Source organism: Flavobacterium sp. J27 (assembly GCF_004303025.1).
Taxonomy (GTDB): Bacteria; Bacteroidota; Bacteroidia; order Flavobacteriales; family Flavobacteriaceae; genus Flavobacterium.
Genome location: NZ_PJQW01000003.1, coordinates 356,405 through 370,981 on the forward strand (window position 1 = coordinate 356,405; position 14,577 = coordinate 370,981).

The following is a 14,577-nucleotide window of genomic DNA, read 5'->3' on the forward strand; positions in this document are numbered from 1 at the left end:
ATGAAAAAAGTAGCCATAATTCCTTTGCGTAAAGGTTCAAAAGGAATTCCAGGAAAAAATAAAAAGAAATTGTTAGGGCGCCCTTTGTTTTCTTGGGTTTTAGGTGCTGCTGTTTTTTCTGAATTAGACGAAGTTTATGTTTTTACCGACGATGAAGAAATTCTTACTTTTATTAATAAAGAGTATCATTGGACAAATAAAATAAAAGGATTACTTCGCAATGATGAAAATGCTAATGATACCGCTTCAACAGAAAGTGCCATGCTAGAGTTTGCAGCTAAAATAAACTATAATTTTGACATACTTTGTTTGTTGCAAGCCACCTCACCTTTAACTAATGCTGAAGATATTAATGCAGCATTGCATCAAATAAGTAATGAAAGAAAAACAGCTGCTTTGAGTGTCGTAAAAACACATCGATTTACTTGGGACAGCAATGGTACACCACAAAATTATGATGTTTTTAACCGCCCAAGAAGACAGGACTTTCAAGGGTTATTAATAGAAAATGGAGCGGTATACGTTACCACAAAGGAAGCGTTTTTAACTTCTAAAAACAGAGTGAGTGGCGTTATCGGATTAGTTGAAATGCCTGAAGAAACACTCATAGAAATAGATAGTGTTTCCGATTGGAATATAGTAGAGAGTTTACTAGCTGAACGTCAAAAGAAAATTAAAAAACAAGAAAATATTCAGTATTTAGTTTTAGATGTAGATGGTGTTTTTACAGACGGAAGTGTTTATTATGATGCTAATGGTGAGTTAACTAAAAAATTTGACATGAGAGACGGTATGGGGTTAGAAATTTTACGTCAAAATAAAGTGGATGTTATGGTTATTACTTCTGAAAATTCTGCTTTAGTAAAAAAAAGAATGGATAAATTGCAAATTCAACACACTTTTCTTGGCGTAAAAGATAAGTACGCTTTTTTACAGGATTTTATTCAAAATAATAAAATTAATTGGTGCAATTTAGCTTATGTAGGAGATGATGTTAATGATTTAGCAAATATATGTACAGTAGGATGGTCTTTCGCACCAGCAAATGCAACCCAAATAGTAAAACAACATGCAGATTTTGTCTTAAATAGTAATTCTGCTGATGGTGCTATTAGAGAAGTTTGTGAATGGATCTTAAAATATAACAACAGATTTTAATCAAGGTAGAAGTATTTTTAATTTACTTACTTTGTTTATTGTTAATTGGCTAAAATTAGTTTAATTTGCCAACCCAAATTTATGAGAATGAATACATATAAAAAACCTTATGTAATTGCTGAAATTGGATGTAACCATAAAGGTGAAATGCATATAGCAAAAGAATTAATCAAAATAGCTAAAATATTTTGTAATGTAGACGCTGTTAAGTTTCAAAAACGTAACAATGTTGAATTATTAACTGAAGAGCAATATAATGCGCCCCATCCAAATCCTTCTAATTCTTACGGTGATACCTATGGAGCACATCGTGAATATCTAGAGTTTAATGTACAGCAACATGCTGAGTTAAAAGCGTATTGTGAAGAAATTGGAATAGTATATTCTACTTCAGTTTGGGACACTACTTCAGCTAAAGAAATCGCCTCTTTGAATCCAGAGTTTATAAAAATTCCTTCCGCATGTAATAATAATTATGAAATGTTAGGATGGTTATGTGATAATTATACAGGAGAAATTCACATTTCTACAGGAATGACTACAAAACATGAAACGGAAGATTTAGTGCAATTTTTTGAAAATAAAGGTAGAAACCACGATTTAGTTTTATACAATTGTACTTCTGGTTATCCAGTTCCTTTTGAAGATGTTTGTTTATTAGACATTAATTTGTTACTTGCTAAATATGGTGATAAGGTGAAGCATATTGGTTTTTCGGGTCACCATTTAGGAATTGCTGTTGATATAGCTGCTTTTACTCTTGGAGCCAATGTTATTGAGCGTCATTATACTTTAGACAGAACTTGGAAAGGGACAGATCACGCTGCTTCGTTAGAACCAGAAGGATTGCGTAAACTTTCCAGAGATTTAAAAGCAGTACATAATGCTTTACATTTTAAAAATCAAGATATTTTGCCTATTGAGCAAGTACAGCGAGATAAATTGAAAAACAAGAAAGTGTAATATGTTCCAAAAGACAATTCGTTTATTTTGGTGGAATGAAAAAATTATTCAAGGCAAGTCCAAAGAAAATTATGGGGATGTTTTGGGCAAATATTTGGTTGAAAAAATATCAGGTAAAAAAGTAGTCTTCGCTTGGCCTAAAAAAAAAGCCATAGCTGATTTTTTTAGCCCTATTTATGTTACCATTGGAAGTATTATTCATAATGTAAACCATAAATGTATTGTTTGGGGAAGTGGTATTATTAATTGTGAATTCAAAATAAAAAAAGCTACTTTTCTAGCTGTTAGAGGTCCGCAAACAAGAAAATATTTATTAAATTTTGGATATCAAGTACCTGAAGTTTATGGTGATCCTGCTATTTTATTGCCTCTTTTTTTTAATCCTGTGGTCGAAAAAAAATACAAAATTGGAATTGTACCTCATTATAAAGATTATGAGATAGTTAAAAACTGGTATACAAACCATAAAGACATTGTAGTGATTGATATGATGACTAATGATGTTGAAGCAAAGACAAGGGAATTTTTAGAGTGTGAAAAAATTATATCTTCTTCTTTACACGGTATTATTATTGCTCATGCTTATGAAATACCAGCTGTATGGCAAAAATTTTCTAATAAAGTGTTTGGTGACGATATTAAATACCAAGATTATTTTGAATCTGTAGGATTAAATAGCTACAAGCCAAATATTAGAGAAACTGCCTTTTTAGATGATGAAATAGCCCCTTTGTTTATAGGGAAACCTTTTTTGCCAAATCAAGAAACGATGCATAAATTAAGAGAAGGATTAATGGCAGTTTGTCCTTTTAAATAATCATATAAAAATGAGTAAGAAAGCATTTATTTTTTTACCAGATGGAGTAGGACTGCGTAATTTCGCTTTAACCCACTTTAACAACATTGGAAAAAAAATGGGGTATGAAATAACCTATTGGAATAATACTCCCTTCAAAATAAAAGAAGAATTAGGATATGATGAGGTTCTTATCGAAAACCATACTTTGAATCCTTGGACAACGGTATATACTAGAGCTAGAAAACGTTGCGAATTAAATGTCTTTGATCAAAAATTTAACGAAACCGTTTACAATACCTATAATTTTCCTCAGTCGTATAAAGGTCTAAAAAATGCTATCAAAAGTTTAAATGTCGATTTTTTAGTAGCCACTAAATCTACTGAAAAAGGAATTGAATCTATCCGAAAAAAGATAAAAGAATTAGAACGTGCTACTTCTAAATATGATTATTGCAAAAAACAACTGGAAAAATATAAACCTGATATTGTTTTTTGTACTAATCCAAGACCTACGCAAGCTATTGCACCTATCTTAGCAGCACAAGACTTAGGGATTCCTACTGCATCATTTATTTTTTCTTGGGATAATTTACCCAAAGCAACAACACTGGTTGAACCAGATTTTTATTTTGTTTGGAGCGATTACATGAAAAATGAATTACTTCAATACTGTCCTTATGTAAGAGACGAACAAGTTTTTGTTACTGGAACACCACAGTTTGAAAGTCACTTTGAGACTGATCTATTAGAAAGTAGAGCCACTTTTTTTGAAAAATATAATCTAGATTTAAATAAAAAATACATTTGTTTTTCTGGTGATGATATTGTTACGTCTCCGTTAGATCAATATTATTTAGAAGATTTAGCCATTTCGGTTAGAGCTCTAAATAAACAAGGATATAATTTAGGTATCATTTATAGAAAATGTCCTGTAGATTTTACAAAACGATACGATGCTATTTTAGCAAAGTATAAAGATGTTGTTATTTCTATAGATCCGTTATGGAGACCTGTTGGTACAAATTGGAACGAAATTATGCCAACCAAAGAAGATTTTGCTCTTCAAGCCAATATTTGTCACCATACAGAATTTGTAGGTAACATAGCCTCTTCAATGGTTTTTGATTTTGTAGCACATGATAAACCTTGCTTGTTTTTTGATTATGAACAACCCCAGTTAAGAAAAGGAATTCGAGACATAGGTCAGAATTATAAATATATTCATTTCCGTTCGATGCCATCTAAAGAAGCTGCGCTTTTTGTATACTCAAAGAATGATTTAACAGAAATTGTAAAAAACATTTTAGACGGTAAATTGTCGAATGTTTATGAAGGAAAAAAATGGTTTGATATTGTCGTGGGTAAACAACCTACACAAGCTTCTGAAACGATATGGAATGGCATAGAGGAAATTTTAAAATCTTAAAAAATGCATATAGCTTTTCTAACACCAGAATATCCTCATGCAAAAACAAAGCATGCAGGAGGATTAGGAACAAGTATTAAAAACTTAGTTGCAGCTTTGGTGAAAGAAAATGTAACTGTCTCCATATTCATTTACGGACAAAATTGCTCGCAGCAGTTTAGTGAAAATGGAGTGCATTTTCATTTGATTGAAGATAAAAAATATCCTTTTTTAAAATGGTTTTGGTATCGTATGTATCTTCAAAATTATATCAATAAAGCGTGTAAAGAAAATAAGATTAATGTAATTGAAGCACCAGATTGGACTGGAATAACAGCTTTTATGTCTTTCGTCGTTCCATTAATTATTCGTTTTCATGGTAGTGATACCTATTTCTGTCAGCTAGAAAAAAGAAAACAAAAGTGGAAGAATCGTTTATTTGAAACACTTGCTGCAAGAAAGGCAAAAATTTGTATAGCACCTACCCATTTTGCAGGGAAAGAATCGGCAAGATTATTAGGTGTACCAATGCATAAAGTGCATACGATTCATTATGGCTTAGATTTGGAACAATTTAAGAATGAAACACCAGCAGTTTATGAAAACGGTTTGATATTATATATAGGAACCATTATTAGAAAAAAAGGGGTTTTTGAATTGCCTGCTATTTTTAATTCAATTAGAAAAAATCATCCAGAAGCTAAACTAATTTTAATTGGAAATGATTCAGGCGATATTCAAACAAATAGTGCTTCTACTTGGGAGTTACTTCAAAAACAATTTCATATTGATGATTTAATCAATGTAAGCTATCTAGGGAAAATACCTTATCTTGAGGTTCAAACGTATATTAAAAAAGCGAATGTTTGTATCTTTCCAACTTATGCAGAAACTCTTGGAATGGTTACTATTGAAAGTATGGCATTGCAAAAACCAGTTGTGAATAGTAATATAGGTTGGGCAAAAGAATTAATGGAAGATGGTAAAAGTGGTTTTTTGGTTTATCCATCAAATCATCTAGAATTTGCCGATAAAATAAGCATGCTGTTACGTGATAATCAAAAAGTAATGACTATGGGAGCTTTCGCTAGGAGTTATGTAGAAGCTAATTTTGATATTCAGAACATAGCTAAAAAGAATATAACTTTGTATAAAAATGTAATATCAAAAAGATGATTATTGTATCTCACAATTTTTTACAAGTTGAATCAATAACTCATGATGGTTCTCCTATTCCTTTTGACTCCAAAAATACTATAGGGAAAATAATATATGTATTAGCACAAGAATACAAAGAACAAATTATAATTTGGTGCCATAAAAAAGTAACAGAAAAAATAGATACAACCTATATAGAAACTGCTTTAGTTGGGAATAGATTGTTTTTTTCGTATACTCCCTTTGCTAACTTTTTACCTAGAGCGATAGGTTATATAGAGGACAGTCCTTTTATTAATGTTAATAAGGAGGTGGTCTATCCCACATGGCAGATGAGCAGCTATGTTGGTGTGATAAAAGCAACGACTATTCTTTTAACTCCTTTGAAACTATGGGATAACTCTAACTTCGATTTAAGTTTAATACATATTGGGAAAAACTACCAATCAAAAGGTTTATTTTGTTATTCTAATCCTAAACTAATTGTTGAAAAGGTTATCGTTGAAGAAAGAACAGCAGCCTTAAGCATTTTATTTGCTTTTGTAAAACAACATTATAAGATTACTTGGACGCTTTTACTATTTTTAAATTTATTCTTATACGAAAAGAAAGTTCCTTTATTCTCCTTTTTAAAAGGAGTATTGTTTTCCAAAAAGAAAATACTTAACACAGTGTTCAAAACTGATGAAATAACAGCAATAAATAATTTTTCTGAAGAAACTATAGATGTTATTATTCCTACTATTGGTAGAAAGAAACATTTATATGATGTACTTACCGACTTAAAAAGACAATCTGTCTTGCCTCAAAATGTAATTATTGTTGAACAAAACCCTTTATCAGAAAGTGCTTCTGAATTAGACTATATAGAAAATGAAGATTGGCCTTTTCAAATAAAGCATATTTTTACTCATCAAACTGGAGCTTGTCAAGCGAGAAATAAAGCTTTAGAAGAAGTTACTAGTAAATGGGTGTTTTTAAATGACGACGACAATAGATTTGATGTTTCTCTTATAGAAAATGCAATTCGTTATTTGAAAGGATTGCATGTTAATTGTTTAATTACTGCTTATCCACAACCAAAGGAAATAATACATAATAATTGTATTGCTCAAACAACTATTTTTGGATCTGGAAATGCTTTTTTAAAGAGTGAAATCATACAACAAATACACTTTGACTTAGCTTTAGAGTTTGGCTATGGTGAAGATACCGAATTTGGTTTGCAATTGCGAAATATAGGAGAAGACGTAATCTATGTGCCTAATTTAGTAATTACTCATCTTAAAGCTCCTATGGGAGGATTTAGAACTAAATTTATTCATCCTTGGGAAACGGAAATAATACAACCCAAACCATCACCTACGGTTTTATATTTTAGAAAAAAATATTATTCTGAAGCACAAATCAAAGGATATAAAACCATTTTATTTCTTAAATTTTATAAAAGTCAAGAAATTAAGAATCCTTTTCGTTATTTTAGAACGATGCAAAAAAGATGGAAAGCAAGTGAAAAATGGACTACTATTTTATTAAATAAAAATGCAATTTAGCTTAATTATTTGTACTTATAGAAGGGCAGAAGCAATTGTAAAACTTTTAAATTCAGTTGCGTTGCAAACCTTTTATCCTAATGAAATCATAATTGTTGATGGTTCTCCAGATAACGATACCCAAAAATTACAGTTATCTAAACACTTTAGAAATCTAATTTATTATAAAGTAGACGCGATTGATAGAGGACTCACAAGACAGCGAAATTTTGGTATCCAAAAAGTAAGTGATGCTATAGAAATTATCTGTTTTTTAGATGATGATACAATATTAGAAAGTAACTATTTTGAAGAAATCTTAAAAACATATCAAACTTTTCCTGAAGCATTAGGAGTAGGTGGATATATTAATAATGAAGTAAAATGGGAGTTTGTTGGAGAGAATTATGATGCCAAAGCTAAAGAGTTTTATTTTGATGGTTGGAAGAGAAAAGAAGGCTCAAGATTTATATTGCGAAAAAAAATAGGCTTAGATTCGGATGTTTTACCTGGATTTTTACCCGAATTTTCACATGGGAGAAGTATTGGTTTTTTACCACCATCCCATAAAATATACGAAGTAGAACAATTAATGGGAGGCGTTTCGTCTTTTAAAAAAACAGTTTTTAATACGTTTCATTTTTCAAATTATTTTGAAGGTTATGGGTTGTATGAGGATGCCGACTTTACCTTAAGAGTGGCCAAAAGTGGTAAGCTTTATATAAATACAGCCGCTCAGTTAGGACATTTTCACGATGCTTCAGGAAGACCTAATCAATATAAATATGGAAAAATGGTAGTGCAAAATGGATGGTATGTTTGGAGGGTGAAATACCCAAACCCTTCTTTTAAAGCAAAAATAAAATGGCATTTAATTACCTGTTTGCTCACCTTTATTCGATTAACAAATGTAATTACGACAGCTAACCGTAAAGCAGCTTTTACTGAGAGTTTGGGTAGAATTATTGGTTGGTTTTCTTTATTTTTGTCTAAACCCAAACTAAATTAATTTGATACGCTATATATTTTCAGATTATAAAAAATATAAAAAGTATGGTGGGAATTTTATGACCATCCTTTTTTTAAACCAAGGATTTTGGGCCATTTTACAATATAGAATTGCAAATGGTGTTTACAAAATGAAACTACCTATTATTAAATCCATTTTGAGATTTATGTGTCTTATTTGGCAAAAATGGATTGAAATACTTACTGGTATTTCTATTCCAGCGTCTGTAAGCATAGGGCATTCTTTTTACATTGGTCATTTTGGTGGAATCATTCTAAATGCTCAAACTATTATTGGTAATAATTGTAACATTTCTCAAGGCGTTACTATTGGGATTTCAGGTTTAGGAACACATAGAGGCGTTCCTGTTATAGGTAATAATGTTTATATTGGTGCTAATGCAGTAGTTGCAGGAAAAATAAAGATAGGAGATAATGTTTTAATTGGTGCTTGTTCATTGGTAAACACAAATGCAGAAGAAAACGCTGTTTTAATAGGTGTTCCTGCTGTAAAAGTTTCTAATAAAGGAACAAGAGAATACATTTAAGAATGAAAAAAGTATTAGTTATATCTTCGGCACCTTTAATTTCTAAACAACAAAAATATTTTGCTTATAGTCCCTATGAAAAAGAGATGCAATTATGGGCAAAATATACCGATGAAATTTATTTCTGTTGCCCAATTTGGCAAGAAGATAGAGGTATTTTAAACAGCGAAGTAATATTTAAGATTCATAGGATTATTCCTTTAAAAGAATTTGATATACAATCTTTTAGTAGTGTTACTAAAGCCATTTTTTATTCTGTAATTAATTTTTGGATTATTCTTAAAGCAATTAAAAATGCCAACCATATTCATTTAAGATGCCCTGGGAACATGACATTAATTGCTTGTTTTGCTCAAATTTTTTATCCTAAGAAAATTAAAACCGCTAAATATGCTGGAAATTGGGATCCAAATAGTAAACAACCTGTTACTTATAAATTGCAAAAATGGATTTTAAGTAATACTTTTTTGACCAGAAACATGCAAGTATTGGTATATGGTCAGTGGAAAGATCAAAGTAAAAATATTAAGTCTTTTTTTACAGCAACTTATAAAGAAAATGAAATTCCACAAAATGAAATTCCACAAAATGTTACTTTTAAAGAACAAATTAAAATGCTTTTTGTAGGGACACTTTCATCAGGAAAGCAACCGTTATATGCTTTACAAATTATTTTGGAACTGAAAAAAAAAGGGTTTCCTGTTGTATTTGAATTATATGGAGAAGGTAATGAACGAGCACATCTGCAAAATTTTATTGAGAAACATGCGTTAGAAGAATTTGTTAAATTAAAAGGAAACCAACCCAAAGATAAAATTGAAAAAGCATATCAAGAGCATCATTTTTTAATTTTACCTTCTAAAAGTGAAGGTTGGCCCAAAGTAGTTGCGGAAGCCATGTTTTGGGGTTGTCTACCAATAGCTACTAAGATTTCCTGTGTTCCTTATATGTTAGATAATGGAAACAGAGGAATTCTGATTACTGGGAATTTACAGGAAGACGTGTTCCAAATCGAACAACTTATAACACGCCCTTTAGTTTATATTGAAAAAATAAATGAAGGTAAAATTTGGTCTAGAGAATTTACTTTAGATAAATTTGAGTCAGAAATAAAAAATCTAATTCAATAGTATGAGAATTGTTCAGCTTATAGATAGTTTAGAACCAGGTGGTGCAGAAAGAATGGCTGTTAATTTAGCTAATGTACTTGCAGATAAGATTCATTTTTCGGGCATAATTACCACTAGAAAAGAAGGAGCACTGATAGAAACAATATCTTCTAAGGTTTCCTATCATTTTTTAAGAAAAAATAAAACTTTAGATTTACCTGCTATAATTCGCTTGAGAAAATTTGTAAAAAGGAATAAAATACAATTTATTCACGCACATAGTAGTTCATTCTTTTTAGCTAGTTTGTTAAAAATAAGTTATCCTAAAATTAAAATTATTTGGCATGATCATTACGGGAACAGTGAGTTTTTAAATAAAAGACCAATGTTTGTACTCAAGATAATGTCTTTGTTTTTTTCTAAGATTATTGTGGTGAATGAAAATTTAAAAGTTTGGGCAAAAGAAAATTTGTACTGTAAAGAAGTACTATTTTTACCTAATTTTCCTGAATTATCCAAAATTACTAGTAAAGAAACTATTTTGAAAGGAAATGATGGGAAGAGAATAATATGTTTAGCCAATTTGCGTCCGCAAAAAAATCATTTTTTAGTGATTGAGATTGCAAAAAAAATGAAAGAGAAGCATGTGGATTGGAGTTTTCATCTCGTAGGAAAAGATTTTAATGATGCTTATTCAGATGCCTTGAAGGAGGCAATAATCCAAAATAATTTGGAGAATACAGTTTTTTTATATGATTCTTGTAATGATGTAGCTGCAATATTATCAGATGTAAATATTGCTTTAATTACTTCTTTATCAGAAGGTTTGCCAGTTTCTTTGTTGGAATATGGCACGTTTGGTTTGCCTGTTATTAGTTCGAAAGTAGGAGATATTGAAAATGTAATAAAAGATAGTGTGAGCGGTATTTTAATTCCTAATTTTGAAGCGATTGCTTTTTATGAAGCATTACTTCGGTTAATTCATGATACTAATCTTAAAAAGCAAATAGGCGATAATCTTAAGGAGTTAATTACTCAAAATTATACAGCTGAATCTGTTTCTAAAAAATATATTGAATTTATAAATGCTTAAACGTCTCAATCCATATTTTATATTAGTTCTTTTGCATTTGCTTATTGCTTTAGCAGTATTTATAGTTCCTTTTTTATCGAAAATATACGGTTTGTGTATACTCGTTTTTGGGTTTGTTTTACTTTTAAAAACAAAGAATGACAACAATCAAGCTTTAGTTGTTTGTGCTTATGTAGTTAGTTCAGAAGTCTTTTTAAGAATGACAGGAGGAAATGCGCTTCATGAAATAGCCAAATATGAAGTTATTGTTTTTTTGTTAATAGGAATATTTTATAAAGGATTTTCTAAATACTCTTTTGTTTACTGGATTTTTTTATTATTGCTCATTCCAGGAGTTATTATTGGTGCAGTAACTTTAGGATATAAAGTCGATGTTAGAAAAGCAATAGCTTTTAACATTATGGGAGAATTAACCTTGTTTATAGCTACTCTTTACTGTTTTAAAAGAAAAGTTACTTTCCATGAGATGGGAATTTTGCTCAAAACAATGATTTTGCCTTTAGTTTCTACTGTTGCGTATCTTTTTTTATATACGCCATCAATAAAAGATGTAGTTACTGGTACACAGTCAAATTTTGAGACCTCTGGTGGGTTTGGTCCTAATCAAGTTTCTACTATTTTAGGATTGGGAATGTTTTGCTTTTTTGCCCTATTACTCCTGTATTCAAAATCAAGAAAAGAGAAACTTTTCCATTTTATATTATTGTTATTTGTTTCTTATAGAGCCATAGTTACTTTTTCTAGAGGGGGTGTTTTAACGGGTATTATAATGATTGTTTTTTTACTTTTTATAGTGTATTTGTTTTCAAATAGAAAGAATAAAAATACTTTGTTGTTTGTGTTTTTAGGGAGTATACTAGTTAGTTTAGGAGTGTGGACTTATAGCGTAGCGCAAACAAATGGATTGATTGAAAATAGGTATGTTAATAAAGATGCTAGAGGAAGAGAAAAAGAAGATCGTTTAGGAGGAAGAGAAGAAATAGCAATGACAGAATTGAATATGTTTATGGATAATCCCATTTTAGGTATTGGAGTAGGGAAAAATAAAGAATATAGAGAAGAATATACAGGAATAGTAGCTGCATCTCATAATGAATTAACAAGATTACTTGCTGAACATGGTTCCTTAGGAATTCTAGCTATACTCATCTTGCTTATAACACCATTGGTTTTATATCTACAGAATAAATTTAATTTTTTTGTACTTTCTTTTTACTTTTTTTGGTTGCTTACCATTAATCATGCAGCTATGCGATTAGCTGCACCTGCTTTTATATACGCTTTGTCACTTTTAAGTGTAACCTTTGAAAATAAAAATGAAGAAAATCAAGCTGTTATACATAGGGAATAAATTATCAAAACACGGAGTTAATAAGACAACTGTGGAAACTTTAGGAAAATCTCTTGAAGAAGAAGGGTATACGGTTTTCTCTGCGTCTGATAAGAAAAAATTCTTTTTCAGGTTATTAGATATGATCTTAACCACTGTTACTTTGACAAAGAAAGTAGATTATGTTTTAATTGATACTTATAGTACTAAAGCATTTTGGTACGCTTTTGCAATAAGTCAGTTAGCTAGAATATTAAAATTAAAATACATCCCCATTTTACATGGTGGTAATTTACCGAAACGGTTGCAAAAAAGTCCACGTATCTGCCGATTACTTTTTAAAAATGCATTCGTCAATGTTGCCCCGTCTAATTATCTTAAGAGTGTTTTTGAAACAGAAGGTTTTAATAATGTAAAACATATTTCTAATACCATACATGTGAATGACTATTCATTTAAAGAAAGAAAAGAATTTCAACCACGATTATTATGGGTTAGAGCTTTTGCATCTATTTATAATCCTGTCATGGCTATTGAAGTGTTTTGTAAGCTCCAAAAAAAATATCCAAATTCGGTTTTAACTATGGTTGGACCTGATAAAGATGGTAGTTTAGCTTATGCACAAAAACGCGCTAGTGAGTTAGGGGTAACCGTTAATTTTACAGGACAGTTAAATAAAGAAGTTTGGTGGCAATTGGCTGCTAATCATGATGTTTTTATGAATACCACCCATTTTGATAATACTCCAGTAAGTGTTTTAGAAGCTATGGCTTTAGGTTTGCCTATAGTTTCAACAAACGTAGGCGGTTTACCTTTTTTGCTTAAAAACAATGAAAATGCACTATTGGTAAATGACAGAGCAGTTTTAGAAATGTATGAAGCAATAGATGCAATTATTAGTAATCCTATTAAAGGAATTACCCTAACTTTTAATGCTAGAAAATTAGTAGAAAGTATGGATTGGGATGTAGTTAAAGAAAAATGGAAAGCGCTATTGCATTAGAAAATCATTGAAAATATGATTTTGTAACTTTTTTATTCCTTAATTTGCATATGAATAATTCCCCAAATTATGATAAAATCAAAAAAAATACATTTTGAAATATCGGAAAGAAAAATTTTACTCCGAGTTTTTGATGTCTTTTTTGTACTGCTATTACTTTTTCTTATTGGAAAATACTTCAATTTTAATTATTTTCAAATTACCAGAGATAATTATTATTGGACCATTTTTCTTGCTTTGTATATTACCAGCATTGGAACTATTTTTGAAATGTACAATTTGCAAATTGCAAACAACAAAATTTTAATTTTAAGGAGTATTATCTTAACTTCAGGAGTTACTACCTTATTGTATCTTTTAACCCCTTTTTACACACCTACACTACCTTCAAACCGATTACAAATCTTATTGTTCTTCTTTGCTATTTTGACAGCTCTATTTTTATGGAGAAACTTTTATATTTATTTTTTAGCAGCTAATCGTTTTGTTAAGAAAGTACTTTTTGTGGGAAGTAGCAAAAAAATAGAAAATTTAGTGGAAGAACTTACAAAAGTAAATCCTCATTACCAAGTTATAGGTTTTGTTCCTACAGATGATCGAGTGATTAAAAATACTTTAAATTGTTTTTCAGTTTCGGATTTAGATAACCTATTTGCAACTAACTATATACCTGAAATTGTTGTTACCAATGAAAATAGTAAGATTATTTCATCTCAATTATATACACAACTTTTAAAGTTATTAGAAAAAGGAGTTGTCATTAGGCAATATTCAGAAGTATATGAATATAGTACAAACCGACTTCCAATTCATTTTGAAGACAAAGAATTGTATAAGTTTTTTCCATTTAGTAGAAGTAATCAAAATGCTTTATATGCTTTTTACAGTCGTTTTTTTGATCTTTTTTTCTCATTGCTTGGTTTAATAGGTCTTTTACTAGTATTGCCTATGGTTACTTTTTTTAATTTCATTTGGAATAAAGGACCATTATTTTATACACAGGAAAGAATTGGTAAAAATGGTATTTCTTTTGAAATTTATAAGTTGCGCACTATGGTAGTTAATGCTGAAAAAGAAGGAGCTGTTTTTGCAACTGCTAATGATGTTAGAATAACGCCTTTTGGTAAATTTTTGCGTAAAACAAGAATAGATGAAGTGCCTCAGTTTATTAATGTTTTGAAAGGGGAAATGGGAATTATAGGACCAAGACCAGAACGTCCTGTTTTTGTCGATGAAATTGCAAAAAACATCCCGTTGTATCAAACGAGGCATGTTATTAAACCTGGATTAACGGGTTGGGCTCAAGTAAATTATCCTTACGGGGTTTCTTTAGAAGATAGTTTAATGAAATTGCGTTATGATTTATATTATATTAAACATAGGAGTTTGTTTTTAGACATCAATATTGTTATGAAAACATTGAGTACCATTCTTTTTGCTAGAGGACAATAACTGTTTTTATAATCTATTT

The 14,577-nt window shown here is 30.2% G+C and carries 13 protein-coding genes; all 13 read left to right on the forward strand.

Annotated elements, in window-relative coordinates:
* Window positions 1-1,158 carry an acylneuraminate cytidylyltransferase gene (locus CX675_RS06075; RefSeq protein WP_130734321.1) on the forward strand — a complete coding sequence of 386 codons (1,158 nt, stop codon included), beginning with the start codon at window positions 1-3 and terminating at the stop codon, window positions 1,156-1,158.
* Window positions 1,159-1,245: 87 nt separating this feature from the next.
* Complete coding sequence (locus CX675_RS06080; RefSeq protein ID WP_130734322.1) at window positions 1,246-2,121, forward strand: N-acetylneuraminate synthase family protein; 876 nt, start codon at window positions 1,246-1,248, stop codon at window positions 2,119-2,121.
* Window position 2,122: 1 nt separating this feature from the next.
* Window positions 2,123-2,938, forward strand: coding sequence for a polysaccharide pyruvyl transferase family protein (locus CX675_RS06085; RefSeq protein WP_130734323.1), 816 nt, complete (start codon window positions 2,123-2,125; stop codon window positions 2,936-2,938).
* A gap of 10 nt (window positions 2,939-2,948) precedes the next feature.
* A complete protein-coding gene (locus CX675_RS06090; protein ID WP_130734324.1) occupies window positions 2,949-4,346 on the forward strand; it encodes a UDP-glycosyltransferase in 1,398 nt (465 codons plus the stop codon).
* 3 nt (window positions 4,347-4,349) lie between these two features.
* The gene (locus tag CX675_RS06095; RefSeq protein ID WP_130734325.1) at window positions 4,350-5,501 is read left to right on the forward strand and encodes a glycosyltransferase family 4 protein; all 1,152 of its coding nucleotides are present in this window, start codon (window positions 4,350-4,352) and stop codon (window positions 5,499-5,501) included.
* Entirely contained in the window at window positions 5,498-7,036 is a 1,539-nt protein-coding gene (locus tag CX675_RS06100; protein ID WP_130734326.1) for a glycosyltransferase family 2 protein, read from the forward strand. Before CX675_RS06095 ends, CX675_RS06100 begins: the two co-directional genes overlap by 4 nt.
* A complete protein-coding gene (locus tag CX675_RS06105; protein WP_130734327.1) occupies window positions 7,026-8,024 on the forward strand; it encodes a glycosyltransferase family 2 protein in 999 nt (332 codons plus the stop codon). The genes CX675_RS06100 and CX675_RS06105 overlap by 11 nt, the downstream gene beginning before the upstream one ends.
* Window position 8,025: 1 nt before the next feature.
* A complete protein-coding gene (locus CX675_RS06110) occupies window positions 8,026-8,571 on the forward strand; it encodes a serine O-acetyltransferase (protein WP_370277584.1) in 546 nt (181 codons plus the stop codon).
* Between the two features lie 2 nt (window positions 8,572-8,573).
* Window positions 8,574-9,701, forward strand: a complete 1,128-nt coding sequence (locus CX675_RS06115; RefSeq protein ID WP_130734329.1) for a glycosyltransferase — start codon at window positions 8,574-8,576, stop codon at window positions 9,699-9,701.
* Window position 9,702: 1 nt separating this feature from the next.
* Window positions 9,703-10,773, forward strand: a complete 1,071-nt coding sequence (locus tag CX675_RS06120; protein WP_130734330.1) for a glycosyltransferase — start codon at window positions 9,703-9,705, stop codon at window positions 10,771-10,773.
* A complete protein-coding gene (locus tag CX675_RS06125) occupies window positions 10,766-12,124 on the forward strand; it encodes an O-antigen ligase family protein (RefSeq protein WP_130734331.1) in 1,359 nt (452 codons plus the stop codon). The genes CX675_RS06120 and CX675_RS06125 overlap by 8 nt, the downstream gene beginning before the upstream one ends.
* Window positions 12,090-13,106, forward strand: coding sequence for a glycosyltransferase family 4 protein (locus tag CX675_RS06130; RefSeq protein ID WP_130734332.1), 1,017 nt, complete (start codon window positions 12,090-12,092; stop codon window positions 13,104-13,106). The genes CX675_RS06125 and CX675_RS06130 overlap by 35 nt, the downstream gene beginning before the upstream one ends.
* Window positions 13,107-13,175: 69 nt before the next feature.
* Complete coding sequence (locus tag CX675_RS06135; protein WP_130734333.1) at window positions 13,176-14,558, forward strand: exopolysaccharide biosynthesis polyprenyl glycosylphosphotransferase; 1,383 nt, start codon at window positions 13,176-13,178, stop codon at window positions 14,556-14,558.
* The last annotated feature ends 19 nt before the right edge of the window (window positions 14,559-14,577 follow it).